Genomic DNA, 19,562 nt, shown 5'->3' with positions numbered 1-19,562 from the left:
GGCCGTGCCGATCACGCTCGTCGTCGCCGATGACCAGGCGATGGTCCGTCAAGGATTCTCGGCCCTGCTCGCCGCGCAACCCGATCTGTCGGTGCTCGGTGACGCCGCCGACGGCATCGAGGCCGTGGAATTGTGTCGCCGGGTCCATCCCGATGTGGTCCTGATGGATGTGCGGATGCCGCGCCGCGACGGGTTGTGGGCGGCCGCACAGATTCTCGGTGCGCGTGGCGCCGACGAGGTGCAACTACCCGCCGACGGCGTCGCAGGCCGCACGAAGGTGCTGATGTTGACCACCTTCGACATCGACGACTATGTGTACGAGGCGTTGCGGATCGGTGCGTCGGGTTTCTTGTTGAAGGACGCCCCCGCCGACGAACTCGTCCGGGCGGTTCGGGTGGTCGCCGCGGGCGAGGCACTGCTGGCGCCGTCGATCACCCGCCGCCTCATCCGTGAGGTCACCGGGCGCCGGGCGCGCCCCCGTTCCGACGCGGCGGTGGAGACGTTGACCCCGCGGGAGCGTGAGGTGCTCGATCTCGTCGCCGATGGCAAATCGAACCAGGAGATCGCCACCGACCTGTTCGTCGCCGAACAGACCGTGAAAACCCATGTGAGCAGCGTCCTGACCAAGTTGTCGTTGCGCGATCGCGCCCAGGCGGTCGTCTTCGCCTACGAGAACGGGCTCAAGTGAGGACCGCGAGCCCGCCGCGCGGGTCCCGACGGCGGGCACGAGGGCGCCGTCGGCACTAGATTGTGTGCAGACGCGGGGTCGCGCGGAATTCCGGCGATCCCGGCTCCAACGGGCAGGAGGCTCACAGCGGTATGGCCAAGAGATTCGGGATTCTCACATCCGGCGGCGACTGCCCCGGACTGAACGCGGTGATCCGCGGCGCAGTACTCAAGGGTGAGACGGTCTACGGCCACGAGTTCGTCGGCTTCCGCGACGGCTGGTACGGCCTCGTCTATGGCGACATCATGGAACTCGACCGCTCGGTGGTGCGCGGCCTGTCCAACCAGGGCGGCACCATCCTCGGCACGAGCCGGTTCGGCCCGTACTCCGAACCCGACGGTGGCCCCGACGCCATCAAGAAGGTTCTCAAGAACCTCGGGATCGACGGTGTCATCGCCATCGGCGGTGAGGGCACCGCATCGGCGGCCAAACGTCTCTACACCGACGGCATCAACATCGTCGGCGTCCCCAAGACGATCGACAACGACATCAACGCCACCGACTACACGTTCGGCTTCGACACCGCGGTCAACATCGCCACCGAGGCGATCGACCGGCTGCGGACCACGGGCAACTCGCACAAACGCTGCATGGTGCTCGAGGTGATGGGACGTCACGCGGGCTGGATCGCCCTGCATTCGGGGATCGCCGGCGGCGCGCACGCGATCCTGATCCCGGAGCAGCCCGAGAGCATGAATCAGATCTGCGCGTGGGTGACCAGCGTCAAGAATCGCGGCCGCGCGCCGATGGTCGTCGTCGCCGAGGGCTTCAAGTTGCCCGACATGGGAGAAGCCCACTCCACCAAGGGGCTCGACGGGTTCAACCGTCCGCGCCTCGGCGGTATCGCCGAGGTGCTGGCACCGATGATCGAGGAGCGCACCGGCATCGAGACCCGCGCGACCGTGCTCGGACACATCCAGCGCGGCGGCACGCCCACCTCGTTCGACCGGGTGCTGGCCACTCGCATGGGTATGGCCACCGCCGACCTCGTCGCCGACAAGTACTGGGGTCACATGATCGCGCTGCGCGGCACCGAGATGCACCGGATCACCTTCGACGAGGCGCTGGCCAACCCCAAGACGGTGCCGCTGGACCAGTATCAGGAGATCCGGGTCATCTTCGGCTGAGGTGCGGCCCGGTTCACGCCGGGTCGCGGGGGATCACGATCCACAGCAGCAGATACAGCAGCACCTGCGGACCGGGCAGCAGGATCGAGGCGACGAACGCCGCGCGGACCAGGGACGCATCCCATCCGTAGCGTGCGGCGATGCCGCCGCACACTCCGCCCAGCCAGGCGTCGCTGCGTGAGCGCGTGAGCCGGCGTGCGGTGGGAACCGGTGTGGTGTGCGGTGTCTGGTGAATGGTCATCGGGCGTCCTTTCGCCGGGGCATCTGACACCTGAAACGCTAGGTGTCTGCGGCGCCGGTGGCATCGGGGACGTCCCTGCTTTCGTCCCCGAGATTTGTCCCGACCCGCGGCCGCATAAACTGGTGGCCATGACTGCCGCAGCTGCCGAATTGATGGACTACGACCAGGTCATCGACGAATTCGATCCGGTGATGGGACTCGAGGTCCACGTCGAACTCGGTACCACGACCAAGATGTTCTGCGGCTGCCCCACAGCATTCGGGGCCGACCCCAACACCCAGGTCTGCCCGGTGTGCATCGGCCTGCCGGGCTCACTCCCGGTGGTCAACGCCACCGCCATCGAATACGCGATCCGTATCGGTCTCGCACTGAACTGCTCGATTCGTCCCTCGAGCGTGTTCGCCCGCAAGAACTACTTCTATCCCGATCAGCCGAAGAACTACCAGATCAGTCAGTACGACGAGCCGATCGCCTACGAAGGTCACCTCGACGTCGCACTCTCCGATGGCACCACCTGGCGCGTGGAGATCGAGCGCGCACACATGGAGGAGGACACCGGCAAGTCGCTGCACATCGGTGGCGCCGGGCGCATCCACGGGGCCGATCACTCCTTGCTCGACTACAACCGGGCCGGGGTGCCACTCGTGGAGATCGTCACCAAACCCATCGTCGGTGCCGGAGCGCGCGCGCCCGAGGTGGCCCGCGCCTATGTGACCGCGCTTCGGGATCTGCTGAAGTCGCTCGGGGTCTCCGACGTGCGGATGGATCAGGGGTCGCTGCGTTGCGACGCCAACGTGTCCCTGATGCGCAAGGGCGCAAGCGAATTCGGTACCCGTACCGAAACCAAGAACGTCAACTCGCTCAAGAGTGTCGAGACGGCGGTGACCTTCGAGATGCGCAGGCAGGCCGCGGTGCTCACCGCCGGCGGACAGATCGTGCAGGAGACCCGGCACTACCACGAGACCGACGGCACCACCTCGCCCGGACGACGCAAGGAGACCGCCGAGGACTATCGCTACTTCCCCGAGCCCGACCTGCCGCCGGTGCAGCCGGCCGCGGAGTGGATCGAGGAGATCCGCGCGACCCTGCCGGAGCTGCCGTGGGTGCGCCGCGCCCGTATCCAGCAGGAGTGGGGCGTGTCCGACGAGGTCATGCGTGACCTGGTCAATGTCGGGGCGGTCGACCTGATCATCGCAACCGTCGACGCCGGCGCCGCACCGGAAGCCGCACGCGGGTGGTGGGTGTCGTTCCTGGCCCAGCAGGCCAACAGTCGCGGTAGCGACCTCGCCGATCTGCCCATCACCCCCGAGCAGGTCGCCGAGATCATCGGACTCGTCGACGAGGGCAAGCTGACCACCAAACTCGCCCAGCAGGTGGCCGTCGCGGTACTCGACGGCGAAGGCCAACCGGCACAGATCGTCGCCGATCGCGGGCTCGAGGTGGTGCGCGACGACTCGGCGTTGCAGAAGGCCATCGACGACGCATTGGCCGCCAACCCCGACATCGTCGAGAAGATCCGCGGGGGCAAGGTGAAAGCGGCCGGCAAGATCGTCGGCGATGTCATGAAAGCGACGCGCGGACAAGCGGATCCGGCGCGCGTTCAGGAGCTCGTGCTGGCCGCCTGCCAGTAGGGGCCCGGGGCGGCTCGACTCAGGTGTTGCTCTCCGACCCCGCCGGCGGGATGAACCGTACGACGCGGTCATCGGTGCTCACCGGCTGCCCGTAGGCGCGGTTCACCGTCGCGAATTGCACGACCCCGTTGTCCAGCGCGGTGATCCGGCCCAGCGCTCCGTAGCGTTTCTCCAGCACGACGGTCGGCGGAGTGATGGTCGGGCGCTGCCTGGTGGGTTCGTTGATCGCTTCGATGCGCTGGGTCCGCGTCTCGGTGACGAAGATCTGTCCGCCGGTCGCGGCGCAGCCGGCGATCTGCGGTTTGTCGGGCCAGGTCCACAGCACCGTCGTCGCCCCCGACTCCTCGACCGATTGCAGGCGGTCCTCGGTCGGACCCTGATCCGTCATGTACAGACCACCGGAGGCGCTCGGGCACAACGCGACATTCGCGCCGAGGCCGGAGGCCAGGATCTTGGGCCGGGTGGTCGATCCGGAGGAGAGGTCGGTGACCGCGAGGAGTTTACCGGCGAGCGATCCGGGATCGCCGGCGGCCGCGGGGTTGCCGGCGTTTCCGGTCGCCACCAGCAGCTCCGAGGGCGAGGCGAACAGTATCGCGCCCATGTTTCCGGTGGCGCCCTTGGGGATTCCGGTCAGGATCGGTTTGGCGACGTCACCGGGGGCGAGGCGTACCACCCGATTGTCGGTGGGCGTGGTGATCAACGCGTAGATCAGCTGATCCTGCTGATAGGTCGGGGAGAAGGCGAAGTCGATCAACCCTCCGTCACCCGATCCGTCCACGTCGAAGGACGCCACGACCCGTTGTGGCCCATACCTTTTGGTGGTGATGATCTTGCCGGTCGTGCGTTCGGCGACGACGGTGACCGCGCCCTCGTCGTCGCCCGCGCGCACGCCGCCGGTGGAGGCGAGGCACGTCGCGATCACGGCGGGATCGGGATCGACGCACGGTCCCGGCGGCGGAGGGCTCTCCTGTCCCGGGTTCTCCGGTGTCGACTGCGGAGGCTGGGTCGACTGTACTTCGAACGACTCGTTGTTCGGGCTGAACGGACCAGCGGCCTGATCACGATCCTGCTGCGAGAAATCCGCACAGGCGGCGACGGTCAGCATCACTGCGAGGACACCGATCAGCACGGTCACCCGGTGGCGACACGCGACGAGCATCCGACGACGCTGGCCGGGCCCGGCCCCTCGTCGCTGCATTCGCCGCCCCTCTCGCATGCCCACCACAGTAGGCGATTGCGATGCGCCGACCGCGCGGCGATCGGCCGCCCGAGGGTCGGAAACCTCTAGCATCGGCCATGTGACCGATCGCGAACATCCCGACGCGCCGGACAAGACGTTCCAGCCACCGAGCCCCTACGACGAACCGACGGGAGCGTTTCGCCGACCCGAGAGCGCCAGACCCGAGAGCGCCACACCCGAGATCAGCGACGCCGACCGCGACGCCTTCTATGAGCGGCACCATCGTCGACCCGGACGGTTGTCGCGGGTGGATTCGCTCGACGACCTCGACCCGGGTGAGGTGGAGACCCGGCCGATCGGCATACCGCAGCAGCGCCCACCGCGCCGCAATCCCGTGCCGATCCCACCCGTGATGGCTGAAAACCCGGGGGCTGCAGCGGACGCGGAGACGGCGGCCATCGAGAAGCCGACCGGCGCGACATCGACTGGTGCGACATCGACCCAGCCGGAGCCGGCGACCGAGAAACTTCCCGCGACACCGATCCCGTCGGTGGAGGAGACGTTCCCCGAGCTGTCGCGCAAACGCGCGCAGCCGGCGGAGACGCCCACCCGAGCACTCCTGCACGGTGAGGAGCCGTTGCCGACCACCCGGGCGCTGGGTGAGCAAGAGCCGGCCGGCGACGATCTCGACGGCGACGTCGCGGATACCGACGATGATGCGCGGGCCGGTACCGATCGCGACGATCAGCCCGAGACCGGCCGCCGGCGGCGGGGTCTGTTCGGCCGGCGCGCCGCCGACCTCGATGCCGCCGACCTCGATGCTGCCGACGCCGACCATGCCGACGATGCACCCACTGTCGAGGCCGCCCGTGCCGAACCGATCACCGTGACGGCCCCGCGCGGCACCCTCGATCTGGGCCTGCTCCTGCTGCGGTTGGCGATCGGCATCGTCGCCGTCGCGCACGGTCTGCAAAAGCTGTTCGGGCTCTGGGGTGGTCCGGGATTGTCGGGATATCAGGAGATGCTCGCCAACAATCCCAACCCGACGATCGGGTTCCACTCCGACGTCACCCGGCCGCTGGCGATCGTCGGCGCGCTGGCCGAGACCATCGGCGGCGCGATGGTCGTCCTGGGCCTGTTCACCCCGATCGGAGCGTGTGCGATCGTCTCGGTGATGCTCCTGGCCGCGGCCTACAAGACGACGCTGGCCGGTGGATTCGCCTTCTTCGCCGCAGCCGGTGGCATCGAGTACGAGCTCGTCCTCGCGGTGGCGGCCGCCGCCCTGGTGCTGACCGGTCCGGGGCTCTACGCCTTCGACGCCTCCCGAGGCTGGGCGCGTCGGCCGTTCCTCGGGTCCGTCGCCTGGCTGATCGTGGGCATCGCCGCCGCGGTCGCGGTGTGGATGCTGTTCAACGGGACCAACCCGCTCAACTCCGCCGGCAACCCGCGGTAGCGCGAACGACACGTTCGTCCCCGAGCAGTCGGTTCTTCCCCGGGAAATCTCCCGAGGAAGAACCAAATGCTTCGGGAAGAACTGGATTCAGTCGACCTGACGGACCGCGCCCTTGTCGGCCGAGGTGGCCAGCTTGGCGTAGGCGCGCAACGCCGTGGTCACCGTGCGCTGCCGGTCCTTGGGCTGCCACGGCCGTTCGGAGGCCTCCATCTTGGCGCGGCGCTCCGCGAGCACCTCGTCGTCGACGAGAACGGCGAGCTGTCGCGTCTTGACGTCGATGACGATCGGGTCGCCGTCCTCGATGAGCCCGATGACGCCGCCGGCGGCCGCCTCCGGGGAGATGTGACCGACCGACAGCCCCGACGAGCCGCCGGAGAACCGGCCGTCGGTGATAAGGCCGCACTTCTTGCCCATCCCGGTGCCCTTCATGAAGGCCGTCGGGTGCAGCATCTCCTGCATGCCCGGCCCGCCGGACGGCCCTTCGTAGCGGACGACGAGCACCTCGCCGGCCTGCAGCGTCTTGGACAGGATGACCTGCACGGCCTCCTCCTGGGATTCCACGACGCGCGCCGGGCCCTCGAAGTGCCACAGATCCTCGTCGATCCCCGCGGTTTTGAGGACGGCACCGTCCTGCGCGAGGTTGCCGCGCAGCACACAGAGCCCACCCTCGACGGTGTAGGCGTGGTCCTTGTCGCGGATGCAGCCGCCGTGGGCGTCGGTGTCGAGCTCGTCCCACCGGTTGGCGGTCGAGAACGGGGTGGTGGTACGCACCCCGCCCGGCGCGGCATGGAACAGTTCGATGGCCTCGTCGGTCGCCTTGCCGCCGCGGATGTCCCAGTCGTCGAGGAACGCCGCGATACTCGGGGAGTGCACGGTCGGCGCCGAGTCGTCGATCAGCCCGGCACGACGCAGTTCGCCGAGGATGGCCGGGATGCCACCGGCCCGGTGCACGTCTTCCATGTGATAGTCCGAATTGGGCGCGACCTTCGACAGGCAGGGCACTCCGCGGCTGATCTCGTCGATGACAGACAGATCGAAATCGGCGACCTCACCCTCCTGCGCGGCGGCGAGGATGTGCAGCACGGTGTTCGTCGACCCGCCCATGGCGACGTCGAGGGCCATGGCGTTGCGGAAGGCGGTCGGGCCCGCGATGCTGCGGGGCAGCACCGAGGCATCGTCGTCGCGGTACCACTTCTGGGCGGCCTCGACGACGACACGACCGGCTCGGGAGAACAGCGCCCGACGGGCCTCGTGGGTGGCCAGGGTCGAACCGTTGCCCGGCAGGGCCAGACCCAGCGCCTCGGTGAGGCAGTTCATCGAGTTGGCGGTGAACATGCCCGAGCACGACCCGCAGGTCGGGCACGCCGAGCGCTCGACCTCGCCGAGCCCGGCCTCGTCGACGTCGCTGTTGGCCGACGCCGAGATGGCGGTGATGAGGTCGGTGGGCGCATGCGCGACGCCGTCGACGACGACGGCCTTGCCCGCCTCCATCGGTCCACCGGAGACGAAGACCGTCGGGATGTTCAGGCGCATCGCGGCATTGAGCATGCCCGGGGTGATCTTGTCGCAGTTGGAGATACACACCAGGGCGTCGGCGGTGTGGGCGTTGACCATGTATTCGACGCTGTCGGCGATGATCTCGCGGCTCGGCAGCGAGTAGAGCATGCCGCCGTGGCCCATCGCGATCCCGTCGTCGACGGCGATCGTGTGGAACTCGCGGGGCACCCCGCCGGCGGCGCGTACGGCCTCGGCCACGATCTCACCCACGTCCTTGAGATGAACGTGCCCGGGGACGAACTGCGTGTAGGAGTTGGCGATCGCGACGATCGGCTTGCCGAAGTCGTCGTCGGTCATTCCGGTGGCGCGCCACAGGGAGCGGGCGCCGGCGGCTTCGCGTCCGACGGTGGTGGTTCGGGACCGCAAGGGTGGCATGGGGTTTCCTCGATCGGGTTCGCTTGGGCGCCCGCATTGCGGACGCACACGGCACTGACGTGGGGTCAGCGCGCGAACCGCTCGAGGGTGTTCGCGAGCGGGTCCGACTCAGGAGGTGGGGGTGGGCTTGTTTCCTCGCCGCCGGCGCTGACCGCGACCGTCGACACGATGGCGTGGACGATCAGCCGCGTCCACGGTACTCCTCGCTGACGTGCGCGAACAAAACAGTTCCCGCTCGCCTCAGCGTGCGTCGCGGGCGGCGGCGAAGGGGTCGGGAATCCGGCCGGCGCTGGCCGCCGAGAGTCGCGGCATGTCCTGGAAGGTGATGGCGGGCAGGCGGACACGATCGCCGTCGGTGAGCACCGCCCGCACCGGGCCCCACCGGTTGAACTGCAGGCCCTCGACGTCGGGCCAGGCGACCTCCCTGGAACCGAAGGTGCCGACCGCGCGCAGCCCGTCCTCGGTCACCACGGTCTTGATGCGCCAGATCCACACCGCGAGCAGGACCGGGACCGCGAAGGTCCAGCCGAACCACGCGAGGCTGGTGCCGGCCAGGATCAGCACCACCAGGAAGGTCGCGGGCACGGCGAAATAGGCGAGCTTGCTGACCTTGAACTCCTGCGGCAACGCGACGGCGTCGGACGTCTGCTCCGACGATGTTGCCGTGGTCGACTCCGCCGGGGTCGACCGTGCCGAATCGGACGAGGACGGGGTGGACGACCGAGCGCCGGAGGAAGAACGAGTCACGATCCCATTGTGGCATCCGGGCGTCGGTGCTCTTGACGTGCGGGGGTGCCGAGGACCAGTGATTTCCCAGGATCTGGGACGCGGGGGAGACGAGTTTGACTCTGCACTATCTGCAGTCCTACCGTGATTGACGTGATGCACAACGAGCTTCTCGTAGTAATCGGCCGGCGCGTCGTCGCCTGACCGGTCACTTCATCGACCTCCAAGCATCGACGCGCCACCCTCGAACAGCAACCGCTGTCGGGGGTTTTTTGTTGCCCACCCCCATTGACCCCGAATCCCCGGTTGAGCGGTAGTACAGACCAGTACGGCAGTCCACCTGCGACTGAGAACGACGACCGTCGACCATGAACACGAAGGACCGTGCAGTGAGCGCACCAACAGCACGTACGGACACGACCACTCCGGGCGCCGGGTCGCGTCAGGAATCGCCGGCGGCGGGCAGCCTCCGCGCGGTACGGCAGAACACCGTCGCCCCCGAGCGCGTCAGCGGCGCGCAGTCGGTGGTCCGTTCGCTGGAAGAACTCGGTGTCGAGGTGGTCTTCGGTATTCCCGGCGGTGCGGTGCTCCCGGTGTACGACCCGCTGCTCGATTCGCGCAAGGTCCGCCACGTGCTCGTCCGTCACGAGCAGGGGGCGGGACACGCGGCCACCGGTTATGCACAGGTCACCGGCCGCGCCGGGGTGATGATGGCGACGTCGGGTCCCGGCGCCACCAACCTCGTCACCCCGCTCGCCGACGCGCAGATGGACTCGGTGCCCGTCGTCGCGATCACCGGCCAGGTCGGTCGCGCGCTCATCGGCACCGACGCCTTCCAGGAGGCCGACATCTCCGGTATCACCATGCCGGTCACCAAGCACAACTTCTTGGTGTACAACGCGATCGACATCCCGCGGGTCATCGCCGAGGCCTTCCACATCGCCGAGAGCGGTCGTCCCGGTGCGGTGCTGGTCGACATCCCCAAGGACATCCTGCAGGCCCAGACGACCTTCTCGTGGCCGCCGCAGATCGACCTGCCCGGCTACCGGCCGGTGACCAAGCCGCACGGCAAGCAGGTGCGGGAGGCGGCGCGGATGATCAACGCCGCCAAGAACCCGGTGCTCTACGTCGGCGGCGGGGTCATCAAGGCCAACGCCTCGGCGGAGTTGCTCGAACTCGCCGAGCTCACCGGCATCCCCGTCGTCACCACCCTGATGGCGCGCGGCGCGTTCCCCGACTCGCATCCGCAGCACCTGGGCATGCCGGGGATGCACGGCACCGTCGCGGCCGTCGCCGCGTTGCAGCGCAGCGACCTGCTGATCACGCTCGGCGCCCGCTTCGATGACCGGGTGACCGGCCAGCTCTCGTCATTCGCCCAGGGCGCCAAGGTCATTCACGCCGACATCGACCCGGCGGAGATCGGCAAGAACCGCCACGCGGACGTGCCGATCGTCGGCGACTGCAAAGCGGTCATCCTCGATCTGCTCGACACACTGCGTGCCGAACGGGCCACCACCGGCACCACGCCGGAGCTCGAGGAGTGGTGGGACTACCTCGACGGCATCCGCCGTACCTATCCGCTGAGTTACGACCGTCCCGCCGACGGCTCGATGTCGCCGGAGTTCGTGATCTCCCAGATCGGCAAGCTCGCCGGCCCCGACGCCGTGTACTGCGCAGGCGTCGGTCAGCACCAGATGTGGGCGGCGCAGTTCATCTCCTACGAGAAGCCGCGGACCTGGCTCAACTCCGGCGGACTCGGCACGATGGGGTACGCGGTGCCCGCCGCGATGGGTGCCAAGATGGCCGCGCCCGACACCGAGGTGTGGGCCATCGACGGCGACGGCTGCTTCCAGATGACCAATCAGGAGCTGGCCACGTGTGCGATCGAGGGCATCCCGATCAAGGTTGCCCTGATCAACAACGGCAACCTCGGCATGGTGCGGCAGTGGCAGACCCTCTTCTACGAGGAGCGCTACTCCAACACCGACCTGGCGACCCACTCGATGCGCATCCCCGACTTCGTCAAGTTGGCCGAGGCGCTGGGCTGTGCGGCGTTCCGGGTGGAGAACGAGGCAGAGGTCGACGAGGTCATCGCCAAGGCCCGCGAGATCAACGACCGCCCGGTCGTCATCGATTTCATCGTCGGTGCCGACGCGCAGGTGTGGCCGATGGTGGCTGCCGGAACCGGCAATGACGAGATCATGGCGGCCCGCGACATCCGGCCGCTGTTCGACGACGATGCGTCGGCCTCCGATCCCGCCGACATCCACGAAGTGGTCAATCAGAGCACCAATCTCGGCCAGGAGGGCGAGCAGAAGTGAGTACCCATACCCTCAGCGTCCTCGTCGAGGACCGTCCGGGCGTCCTGGCCCGCGTGTCGGGATTGTTCTCCCGGCGCGGATTCAACATCGAGTCCCTCGCCGTGGGGCCCACCGAGCTCAAGGGTGTCTCGCGGATGACGATCATGGTCTCCGTCGAGGACTTCCCGCTCGAGCAGGTCACCAAGCAGCTCAACAAGCTGATCAACGTGATCAAGATCGTCGAGCAGGACCCGTCGAGCTCGGTCTCACGTGAGCTGATGATGGTCAAGGTGCGCGCCGACTCCACGGTGCGCTCGGAGGTCATCGAGGTCGTGAATCTGTTCCGCGCCAAGGTGATCGACGTCTCCCCGGAGTCGCTGACCGTGGAGGCGACCGGCACCGCCGAGAAACTCGAGGCGCTGCTGCGGATGCTCGATCCGTACGGCATCCGGGAGATCGCGCAATCCGGCGCGGTCACCCTGGGACGCGGCCCGAAGAGCATGTCGGCCAACCGCTGACGCACGCAAGTCACAACGCGCCCCACGCGGGATAACCGATTCGTTTGGGGCACAACACATATCGAAGGGAAGTCAACTGTGGCGATCGAATTGTTCTATGACGACGACGCCGATCTGTCGCTCATCCAGGGCCGCAAGGTCGCGGTGATCGGCTACGGCAGCCAGGGGCATGCGCATTCGCTGTCGCTGCGTGATTCGGGTGTCGACGTCGCGATCGGCCTGCGCGAGGGCAGCAAGTCGCGGGAGAAGGCCGCCGAGCAGGGCCTGAAGGTGATGACCGCCGCCGAGGCCGCCGCCTGGGCCGACGTGATCATGATGCTGGCCCCCGACACCAGCCAGGCGCAGATCTTCACCGAGGACATCGAGCCCAACCTCAAGGACGGCGACGCGCTGTTCTTCGGCCACGGTCTCAACATCCACTTCGGTCTGATCAAGCCGCCGGCCAACGTCACCGTCGGCATGGTCGCCCCGAAGGGCCCCGGTCACCTCGTGCGCCGGCAGTTCGTCGACGGCAAGGGTGTGCCCTGCCTGATCGCGATCGACCAGGATCCGAAGGGTGAGGGTCAGGCGCTGGCGCTCAGCTACGCGAGTGCGATCGGTGGCGGCCGTGCCGGCGTCATCAAGACCACCTTCAAGGAGGAGACCGAGACCGATCTCTTCGGCGAGCAGGCCGTGCTGTGCGGCGGCACCGAGGAACTGATCAAGACCGGCTTCGAGGTGATGGTCGAGGCGGGTTACGCCCCGGAGATGGCCTACTTCGAGGTGCTGCACGAGCTCAAGCTCATCGTCGATCTGATCTACGAGGGCGGCATCGCCCGCATGAACTACTCGGTCAGCGACACCGCCGAGTTCGGTGGTTACCTCTCGGGTCCGCGGGTCATCGACGCCGACACCAAGGACCGGATGCGCGCCATCCTCTCCGACATCCAGGACGGGAGCTTCGTCAAGCGTCTCGTCGCCAACGTCGAGGGCGGCAACAAGGAGCTCGAGGACCTGCGTAAGAAGAATGCCGAGCACCCGATCGAGGTCACCGGCAAGAAGCTGCGCGACCTGATGAGCTGGGTGGATCGCCCGATCACCGAAACCGCCTGAACACAAGCGTGATTCGTGGCCCCGTTCCCGATGGGAACGGGGCCACGTTCGTCTCGGGCGGCAGGCGAGTGGGCTGTGGATGAATTCTCGGCCCGTCGATGCATCTGTTCTATGCTTGGCCCATCGGTGTCGATCGTGATGGGGGAGAGTCATGGATGTCAATCCGGAAGCGTTGCGGCAGTTCGCCACTCGGGTCGACGAGGTAGGTGCACAGTGCTCCGCGTCGCCCATGCCGCACCACTTCGACGCCCTCGCGGCCCTGATGCCCGGCTCCACCACGGCGTACGCCGCACAGACCGCCGCCTCGGCGATGCGGCCGTTGTTGGCCGGTGTGGGCCACTACTTCGAGCAGGTGTCGGCGGCCGTGTACACCGCGGCCGGTGAGTACGAGACCTCCGATGCCGCACTGGCCGACCGGTTCGGTCGCGTCCCTGCCCCCGGGAGGGGGTGATGATTCCCAGCCGCACGGTGTTCGACACCTGGCGGACCGAATCGGTGGGGGCTGCCGGCCACACGCTGGGAGACAGCGGCGAAGCACTCGACGACGAGGTCTCGGGCGCCCGGTACGCCATCTCGCGTGTGGCGCAAGACGGTCTGTGGTCCGGCGTGGCCGCGCAGTCCGGTGAGACGGCGACCGACGTCGGCTGCCGCCGGGCCACCGCGCTGAGCGCCGTCGCGCGCAACTCGGCGATCGGTGTCGCCCGGTCCGCTCCGGACCTCACCGCGGCGGCGTCGAGGATTCGAAACCTGTTGACGGTCATCGAATCCGGCGATCTGTTCGTCACCGACGACTGGCTCGTGCTGCCGCGCGTCAAGAACTACCCGGCGACGTTGGCCGCCACGCTGGCGACCGTCGCCGACACCTTTCAGGTGCAACTCAATCCCGCCCTGGTCGACCTGAGCCGAGCCGATCACGACATCGGCGCGTTTGTGCGACGAAAACTGATGGGCGATGGTCTCGGCCTGGCCCTTCCCGAGATCGACGCGGATCCCCACGCGCCCAAGGACTTCACCGAAGCCCCGCACGGTGACAACACCGGAGGCACCAACCCCGAGTTCGGCCGCGGCCTGCAACGTGCGCGACTGCTCGAGCACATGACCGGTACGGTCGTCGAGACCGAGACCACCACCGCCGGTGACACCACGACGACGACGGTGAGGATGCTCGACGGCTCCCGGCAGACCTACACCAGCGGTCCCGGAGTGAACCGGACCGAATTCCGCAGTCCGGAAGGTGTTCTGACCGCCACGCGCACCGTCGCGGGCGATGGCACGTCAACCGTGTCGTTGACTCGTCCGGGCAAGTCGCCCGCCGTCGTGACCGAGCGCCCCGACGGTACGACCGAGGCGGTCGTCGACGGGATCACCTTCCCCATCCCGTCCTCCCGTGACTATGCGATCGCCCTGGCCGCGGGTGGCATGTCCGCGACCGAATCCGCCGTGGCACGCGGGCTTCCCTACCTCACCCAGGCCCAGGTTGCGCGCCTGGAGATCGGTGCGAAAGCGGCCGGGCCGGGTCTGACGTTGCTCGGTACGGCGATGGGGGTCGCCACGGCGGAGAACGGCTACGAACGGTGTGTGGCAGGCGTGGCCGGCGGTGTCGGGTTGGGCGCCGATCTGGCACTGCTGGCATTGGCCCCGGAGATGAGTCCGCTGCGGGCCTTCTGGACCGGCGCAATCGTGAGTCTTGGGGGGTCCACGGTGGGCAACATCGTGGGTCAGGTGCTGTGTCGATGAGGAATCTCGAGGTGGTCGGCAAGCGGCCTGCATACCATCGATGCCCACGTGCCTGGCAGGGAGCGCGGTGGCGCCTGTGGGTGGGCAGGGTCTTCTGGGCTGTTGTCTGCTCGATCTTCGCGGGGGCGTCGGTGATGTCGGCTTTCGGCGGCAGCGTCGTCGTGGCGGTGGCGGCCGCGTCCGGCGCCGCGGGGGTCGCCCTGCTGCTGTTGTCCGAAGAACTCCGGTGGATGCGCACGGGCGCGACCCGACCGGACCTCCGCGGCGTGCGAATCGCGGGGGCGGCATTGGTGATTCGTGTCGATGACCGCGAACGTGCGGTGGACATTGCGTTGCCGGCGGCGTTCGCCCTCGGCGGTGCCGGGGCGTTCTACGCCGTGTGCTCCGGAGAACTCGATCTCTCCTTCGTGCAACACTCGCCGCGGCCGGTCTCGCCGTTCACCTTTCTGGCCGTCGCTGTCACCGGTGCGGTCGGTCTCGTCTGGGAAATGGTTCGGCGCCGGCCCGACCCTCTGGTGCTGACCCCGCACGCCCTGGTCGTCGGCAAGAGACTCGGTCCACGGGGCGCGATCGCCTGGACCGACCTCGAACGCACCGAGCCGATGCCCACCGATGTGGGCAGACGTCGCAGGGGTGCCGACGCATGGCTGGCCATCGGCGCGGACGAGGAACCGCGGCTACGCCTGAACGTCGTGCGGCTCGGAGCGCCGACGACCTTCTGGCTTCTGGACTTCTACCGGCGGCATCCGGAACTGCGCGATGAACTCGCCGACGCCCGGGTGTTGCAGCGCCTGCGTGACGGATCACTCGTCGACGACGGTCGAGCCGATGTCTGATCGGGCCCACTCACCGTTGCCTCCGGAATACGTTGCGGTGCTGCGAGATCTGGCGCACGAGCCCGAACGCACCGAGGAGATCCGGAGCATGGTCGCCGGACTCGACGGCGTCACAGGGGTCGAAGCGGGCCTGATCGACGCCGTCCTTCCGTTGCCGAGCACCTGGCGCCCCGATGACCATGCACTGTTCTGGCGTGACCGGCGAGTCCGTGACGCGGAGCTGCGCCGGCGCATCGACGCCGCTCTCGACGACTGGATCGAGAATGGTGGATGGTCGTGGAGATCAGGCGGAATCGACGCCGAGGACCATCGGCGCATCGCCGAGCTGACGCGGCGCGAATTCGACGCCGAGATGGCCGATCATCGCCGACGACACGGTACCGGCGGATGAATCGGCGAGATCTGCACGCACGCCCGACCCCACAGACGAGTGCGCCCCCTCCCGAGGTGGGGAGGGGGCGCACTCGATGGAGCGAGTTCAGGGTCAGTAGACCGAGAAGCCCTTGTACTTGGTGTGGTTCACGTAGTTGAGGATCGGCCCGATGTTGGTGCCGGTCTCGGGGCCGAGGCAGCCGAGGAAGTAGTAGGCGTTGACCATGCCCACGAGTTTGTCGCCGACGACCACCGGGCTGCCGGAATCACCCTCGATGACGCACATCTGGGAGAAGTGCACGTCGCCGTCGGAGAACCAGGCGACACCGCAGGTGCTGCCGGTGGTGCGGCCTTCCTTGCACGCCACGGTCGGGAAACCGATCGGGCGGGTGTCGATCCCGCGGATCGTCACCGACCGCACGGTGCGCAGCGGTACGACGCGCGACGGGTCGAACTCGATGATCGCGACATCGTCCTTCGGGTCGGAATAGGTCACCACACCGGCCTGACCGCGATCCTGGAACGTCTCGGAGAGGACCTGCTGCCCGGGCTGGCCGCAGTGTCCTGCGGTGATGCCGATCAGTTGACCGGTCTTCGCATGACCGATCGTGGTCAGGGTGCACGCCTTGGCGGAGTCACCGCCCTGCAGGATCAGGATTCCTGATCCACCGCCGAGGAAGATCTTCGCCGGTGCCGCCTGTGCGGCGCCGGGAGCCCCCCAGCCGGCGAGTACCGTCGCTGCCAGGACAGCCAACAGTACTGTCAGCTTCTTCTTCATCCATACTCCACTCTGCTACCCGACCGGCGCGGCTTCTCGACCGCCGAATCGATTGTTGACACATCACCCGAAGCGCCACCGTACCGGCGGATTCGACGGGTGCCGCGGTTCGGCGACACTCTGCCGCCGCATCGCAACACTTCCGTAATGCCGCTCACAATGTACACGTCCACCCTGTGCCGCTCGGTCGCGTCGACGCCCGGCTGCTCGCCGCATCAGGAGAGGTCTCTAAGCTGACTTGCGGATGCCGTTACGGCATCGCGCCCGATCTCGCCACCGATTCTGGAGAAAAACTGTGACCTCAGCTGGCCTGCCGGTCGTTCTCATCGCCGACAAACTGGCCCCCTCGACCGTGGAAGCCCTCGGCGACGGGGTCGAGGTGCGCTGGGTGGACGGACCCGATCGCCCGAAACTGCTCGAAGCCGTCGTCGACGCCGACGCGATCCTGGTGCGTTCGGCCACCACCGTCGACGCCGAGGTCCTCGACGCGGGCAAGAAACTGAAGATCATCGCGCGCGCAGGCGTCGGCCTCGACAATGTCGACGTGCCGGCCGCCACCGAGCGCGGCGTGATGGTGGTCAACGCGCCCACCTCCAACATCCACACCGCCGCCGAGCACGCCATCTCGCTGATGCTCTCGGCGGCCCGTCAGATCCCGGCCGCCGATGCGACCCTGCGTGAACACACCTGGAAGCGTTCGTCATTCAACGGTGTCGAGATCTTCGACAAGACCGTCGGCGTGGTCGGACTCGGCCGGATCGGCCAGCTCGTCGCTGCTCGACTGGCCGCCTTCGAGACCCACGTGATCGCCTACGACCCCTACGTGTCGCCGGCGCGTGCGGCCCAGCTCGGCATCGAATTGGTCTCGCTCGACGAGCTTCTCGAGCGCGCCGACTTCATCACGGTGCATCTGCCCAAGACGCCCGAGACCCTCGGCCTCATCGGCGCCGACCAGCTGGCCCGCACCAAGAAGGGCGTGATCATCGTCAACGCCGCCCGTGGCGGGCTCATCGACGAGCAGGCGCTGGCCGACGCGATCGTCGCCGGACAGGTCCGCGGCGCCGGCCTCGACGTCTTCGCCACCGAACCGTGCACCGACTCGCCGCTGTTCGAGCTGCCGCAGGTCGTGGTGACACCGCACCTGGGTGCCTCGACCAGCGAGGCCCAGGACCGCGCGGGTACCGATGTCGCCAAGAGTGTGCGGCTGGCACTGGCCGGCCACTTCGTCCCGGACGCGGTCAACATCGTCGGCGGCACGGTCGACGAAGAGGTCGCCCCGTGGCTGGAGATGGCCCGCAAGCTCGGTGTGCTCGTCGGGGCGATCAGCTCCGAACTGCCGACGTCACTGGTCGTCGACGTGCGCGGCGAACTCGCCGCGAGCAACGTCGACGTGCTGGGGTTGTCGGCGCTGCGCGGCCTGTTCGAGGCCGCCCTGACCGAGCCGATCACCTTCGTCAACGCCCCGAAGGTGGCGCAGGAGCGCGGTGTCACCAGCGAGGTGACCACCGCCACCGAGAGCCCCAATCACCGCAGCGTGGTCGACGTCAAGGCGGTCTTCGCCGACGGCTCGGTCCACAACGTGGCCGGGTCGCTGTCGGAGCCGCGGCAGGTGGAGAAGATCGTCAACATCAACGGACGCAACTTCGACATGCGCGCCGAGGGCCTCAACCTCCTGGTGAGTTACACCGATCAGCCGGGCTCGCTGGGCAAGATCGGTACGCTGCTCGGCGACGCGGGCATCGACATCCTGGCCGCAGCGCTCTCCCAGGACGCCGCAGGTGCCGGTGCCACCATGATCTTGCGGGTCAGCCGCGAGGTCGACGACGCGGTGGTCGAGGCCATCGAGTCCGCAGTCGGTGCAACTCTGATCGAACAGGTGGATCTGTCATGAAGCTCGCCGTCATCGCCGGGGACGGAATCGGCCCCGAGGTCATCGCCGAGGCACTCGAGGTGCTGCGGGTGGTGACTCCCGACGTCGAGACCACCGAGTACGACCTCGGTGCCCGGCGCTATCACCGCAACGGTGAATTGCTGACCGAGGCCGATCTGGATTCGTTGCGCGAGCACGACGCGATCCTGCTCGGCGCGATCGGTGATCCGTCGGTGCCGTCGGGGGTCCTCGAACGCGGACTGCTGCTCTCCATGCGTTTCGCGCTCGATCACCATGTGAACCTGCGGCCCTCGCGCCGGCTACCCGGAGTGAGTTCGCCGCTCGCCGGGGACCCCGACATCGATTTCGTCGTCGTCCGTGAGGGCACCGAAGGCCCCTACACCGGCAACGGTGGCTCGATCCGTGTGGGCACCCCGCACGAGGTCGCCACCGAGGTCAGCGTCAACACCCGCTTCGGCGTCGAGCGCGTCGTCCGGGATGCCTTCGAGCGGGCGAGCCGCAGGCGCAAACACCTCACATTGGTCCACAAGACCAATGTGCTGACCTTCGCCGGATCGTTGTGGAGTCGGGCGGTCGCGGAGATCGGTGCCGAGTACCCCGATGTCACCACCGACTACTGCCACGTCGACGCCGCGACGATCTACCTCGTCACCGACCCCGGACGGTTCGACGTGATCGTCACCGACAACCTGTTCGGCGACATCATCACCGACATCGCGGCCGCGGTCTCCGGTGGGATCGGGCTCGCCGCGTCGGGCAACATCGATGCCACGCGGACCAATCCGTCGATGTTCGAACCGGTGCACGGCAGCGCCCCCGACATCGCCGGTCAGGGCAAGGCGGACCCCACCGCCGCCATCCTGTCGGTGGCGCTGCTCCTCGATCACCTCGGCGATGCCGAGGGCGCTCGACGTGTTGAACAGGCCGTCGCCGACGATCTGCTCGACCGCGACGGCCAGGAGCTGTCGACCTCGGAGATCGGTAAGCGTATTCGAGAGCGCTTGTAGCGCATAGGATTCTG

18 protein-coding genes are annotated in these 19,562 nt (G+C 67.9%); 13 read left to right on the top strand and 5 right to left on the bottom strand.

Annotation, left to right across the window (positions count from 1 at the left end; genetic code table 11):
• The first annotated feature begins 4 nt into the window (after positions 1-4).
• Together AC5ZH6_RS16595 and AC5ZH6_RS16590 are read left to right on the top strand one after the other, a co-directional pair.
• Positions 5-688, top strand: a complete 684-nt coding sequence (locus tag AC5ZH6_RS16595; protein WP_006371008.1) for a LuxR C-terminal-related transcriptional regulator — start codon at positions 5-7, stop codon at positions 686-688.
• Positions 689-819: 131 nt separating this feature from the next.
• Complete coding sequence (locus AC5ZH6_RS16590; RefSeq protein ID WP_006371009.1) at positions 820-1,854, top strand: 6-phosphofructokinase; 1,035 nt, start codon at positions 820-822, stop codon at positions 1,852-1,854.
• A gap of 13 nt (positions 1,855-1,867) precedes the next feature.
• Here the strand turns inward: AC5ZH6_RS16590 and AC5ZH6_RS16585 are convergent, their stop codons facing one another.
• Entirely contained in the window at positions 1,868-2,095 is a 228-nt protein-coding gene (locus tag AC5ZH6_RS16585) for a PspC domain-containing protein (protein WP_020170776.1), read from the bottom strand.
• Between the two features lie 128 nt (positions 2,096-2,223).
• Here AC5ZH6_RS16585 and gatB point away from each other — a divergent pair, with 128 nt between their 5' ends.
• Entirely contained in the window at positions 2,224-3,726 is a 1,503-nt protein-coding gene (gatB, locus tag AC5ZH6_RS16580; protein WP_026920012.1) for an Asp-tRNA(Asn)/Glu-tRNA(Gln) amidotransferase subunit GatB, read from the top strand.
• Positions 3,727-3,745: 19 nt separating this feature from the next.
• On the opposite strand, the gene AC5ZH6_RS16575 is transcribed toward gatB, so the two are convergent.
• The gene (locus AC5ZH6_RS16575; RefSeq protein ID WP_288337512.1) at positions 3,746-4,885 is read right to left on the bottom strand and encodes a PQQ-dependent sugar dehydrogenase; all 1,140 of its coding nucleotides are present in this window, start codon (positions 4,883-4,885) and stop codon (positions 3,746-3,748) included.
• Between the two features lie 139 nt (positions 4,886-5,024).
• Here AC5ZH6_RS16575 and AC5ZH6_RS16570 point away from each other — a divergent pair, with 139 nt between their 5' ends.
• A complete protein-coding gene (locus AC5ZH6_RS16570; RefSeq protein ID WP_288337507.1) occupies positions 5,025-6,359 on the top strand; it encodes a DoxX family protein in 1,335 nt (444 codons plus the stop codon).
• A gap of 87 nt (positions 6,360-6,446) precedes the next feature.
• On the opposite strand, the gene ilvD is transcribed toward AC5ZH6_RS16570, so the two are convergent.
• Positions 6,447-8,291, bottom strand: coding sequence for a dihydroxy-acid dehydratase (ilvD, locus tag AC5ZH6_RS16565; protein WP_006371014.1), 1,845 nt, complete (start codon positions 8,289-8,291; stop codon positions 6,447-6,449).
• 240 nt (positions 8,292-8,531) lie between these two features.
• Positions 8,532-9,038: a PH domain-containing protein gene (locus tag AC5ZH6_RS16560; RefSeq protein ID WP_288337505.1), complete on the bottom strand. Its 507-nt coding sequence runs from the start codon at positions 9,036-9,038 to the stop codon at positions 8,532-8,534.
• 368 nt (positions 9,039-9,406) lie between these two features.
• Here AC5ZH6_RS16560 and AC5ZH6_RS16555 point away from each other — a divergent pair, with 368 nt between their 5' ends.
• The 7 genes from AC5ZH6_RS16555 to AC5ZH6_RS16525 all read left to right on the top strand — a co-directional run bounded on the left by AC5ZH6_RS16555 (position 9,407) and on the right by AC5ZH6_RS16525 (position 15,891).
• Positions 9,407-11,338 carry an acetolactate synthase large subunit gene (locus AC5ZH6_RS16555; RefSeq protein ID WP_170320224.1) on the top strand — a complete coding sequence of 644 codons (1,932 nt, stop codon included), beginning with the start codon at positions 9,407-9,409 and terminating at the stop codon, positions 11,336-11,338.
• Positions 11,335-11,835, top strand: coding sequence for an acetolactate synthase small subunit (gene ilvN / locus AC5ZH6_RS16550; protein ID WP_006371017.1), 501 nt, complete (start codon positions 11,335-11,337; stop codon positions 11,833-11,835). Before AC5ZH6_RS16555 ends, ilvN begins: the two co-directional genes overlap by 4 nt.
• 78 nt (positions 11,836-11,913) lie before the next feature.
• Complete coding sequence (gene ilvC / locus AC5ZH6_RS16545) at positions 11,914-12,927, top strand: ketol-acid reductoisomerase (RefSeq protein ID WP_006371018.1); 1,014 nt, start codon at positions 11,914-11,916, stop codon at positions 12,925-12,927.
• 151 nt (positions 12,928-13,078) lie between these two features.
• On the top strand, positions 13,079-13,378 hold the full coding sequence (locus AC5ZH6_RS16540) for a hypothetical protein (protein WP_288337504.1): 300 nt from the start codon (positions 13,079-13,081) through the stop codon (positions 13,376-13,378).
• Positions 13,378-14,664, top strand: a complete 1,287-nt coding sequence (locus AC5ZH6_RS16535) for a hypothetical protein (protein WP_288337503.1) — start codon at positions 13,378-13,380, stop codon at positions 14,662-14,664. Before AC5ZH6_RS16540 ends, AC5ZH6_RS16535 begins: the two co-directional genes overlap by 1 nt.
• Positions 14,661-15,500 (top strand): hypothetical protein, encoded by an 840-nt coding sequence (locus AC5ZH6_RS16530; RefSeq protein ID WP_288337502.1) that lies wholly within the window; start codon positions 14,661-14,663, stop codon positions 15,498-15,500. The genes AC5ZH6_RS16535 and AC5ZH6_RS16530 overlap by 4 nt, the downstream gene beginning before the upstream one ends.
• Positions 15,493-15,891, top strand: a complete 399-nt coding sequence (locus AC5ZH6_RS16525) for a hypothetical protein (RefSeq protein ID WP_006371021.1) — start codon at positions 15,493-15,495, stop codon at positions 15,889-15,891. The genes AC5ZH6_RS16530 and AC5ZH6_RS16525 overlap by 8 nt, the downstream gene beginning before the upstream one ends.
• A 93-nt stretch (positions 15,892-15,984) precedes the next feature.
• Here AC5ZH6_RS16525 and AC5ZH6_RS16520 read toward each other — a convergent pair whose 3' ends face one another.
• On the bottom strand, positions 15,985-16,650 hold the full coding sequence (locus AC5ZH6_RS16520; RefSeq protein ID WP_006371022.1) for a chymotrypsin family serine protease: 666 nt from the start codon (positions 16,648-16,650) through the stop codon (positions 15,985-15,987).
• 295 nt (positions 16,651-16,945) lie between these two features.
• Between AC5ZH6_RS16520 and serA the strand changes: the two genes are divergently transcribed.
• Positions 16,946-18,541, top strand: a complete 1,596-nt coding sequence (gene serA / locus AC5ZH6_RS16515; protein ID WP_288337500.1) for a phosphoglycerate dehydrogenase — start codon at positions 16,946-16,948, stop codon at positions 18,539-18,541.
• Positions 18,538-19,548 (top strand): 3-isopropylmalate dehydrogenase, encoded by a 1,011-nt coding sequence (locus AC5ZH6_RS16510; RefSeq protein ID WP_020170780.1) that lies wholly within the window; start codon positions 18,538-18,540, stop codon positions 19,546-19,548. Before serA ends, AC5ZH6_RS16510 begins: the two co-directional genes overlap by 4 nt.
• The last annotated feature ends 14 nt before the right edge of the window (positions 19,549-19,562 follow it).

This window comes from Gordonia sp. YC-XJ4, assembly GCF_059511865.1.
Note: the sequence above shows the minus strand (reverse complement) of the source record. Positions and strands in the feature narration are given on the sequence as shown.

What these genes read in the sequence shown, in the direction of transcription:
- AC5ZH6_RS16535 (WP_288337503.1), top strand. Translation starts at nt 13,378, where the DNA reads ATGATTCCCAGCCGCACGGTGTTCGACACCTGGCGGACCGAATCGGTG.
- AC5ZH6_RS16590 (WP_006371009.1), top strand. Translation starts at nt 820, where the DNA reads ATGGCCAAGAGATTCGGGATTCTCACATCCGGCGGCGACTGCCCCGGA.
- AC5ZH6_RS16585 (WP_020170776.1), bottom strand. Translation starts at nt 2,095, where the DNA reads ATGACCATTCACCAGACACCGCACACCACACCGGTTCCCACCGCACGC.
- AC5ZH6_RS16510 (WP_020170780.1), top strand. Translation starts at nt 18,538, where the DNA reads ATGAAGCTCGCCGTCATCGCCGGGGACGGAATCGGCCCCGAGGTCATC.
- AC5ZH6_RS16530 (WP_288337502.1), top strand. Translation starts at nt 14,661, where the DNA reads ATGAGGAATCTCGAGGTGGTCGGCAAGCGGCCTGCATACCATCGATGC.
- AC5ZH6_RS16540 (WP_288337504.1), top strand. Translation starts at nt 13,079, where the DNA reads ATGGATGTCAATCCGGAAGCGTTGCGGCAGTTCGCCACTCGGGTCGAC.
- AC5ZH6_RS16525 (WP_006371021.1), top strand. Translation starts at nt 15,493, where the DNA reads ATGTCTGATCGGGCCCACTCACCGTTGCCTCCGGAATACGTTGCGGTG.
- AC5ZH6_RS16520 (WP_006371022.1), bottom strand. Translation starts at nt 16,650, where the DNA reads ATGAAGAAGAAGCTGACAGTACTGTTGGCTGTCCTGGCAGCGACGGTA.
- gatB (WP_026920012.1), top strand. Translation starts at nt 2,224, where the DNA reads ATGACTGCCGCAGCTGCCGAATTGATGGACTACGACCAGGTCATCGAC.
- ilvD (WP_006371014.1), bottom strand. Translation starts at nt 8,291, where the DNA reads ATGCCACCCTTGCGGTCCCGAACCACCACCGTCGGACGCGAAGCCGCC.
- AC5ZH6_RS16575 (WP_288337512.1), bottom strand. Translation starts at nt 4,885, where the DNA reads ATGCTCGTCGCGTGTCGCCACCGGGTGACCGTGCTGATCGGTGTCCTC.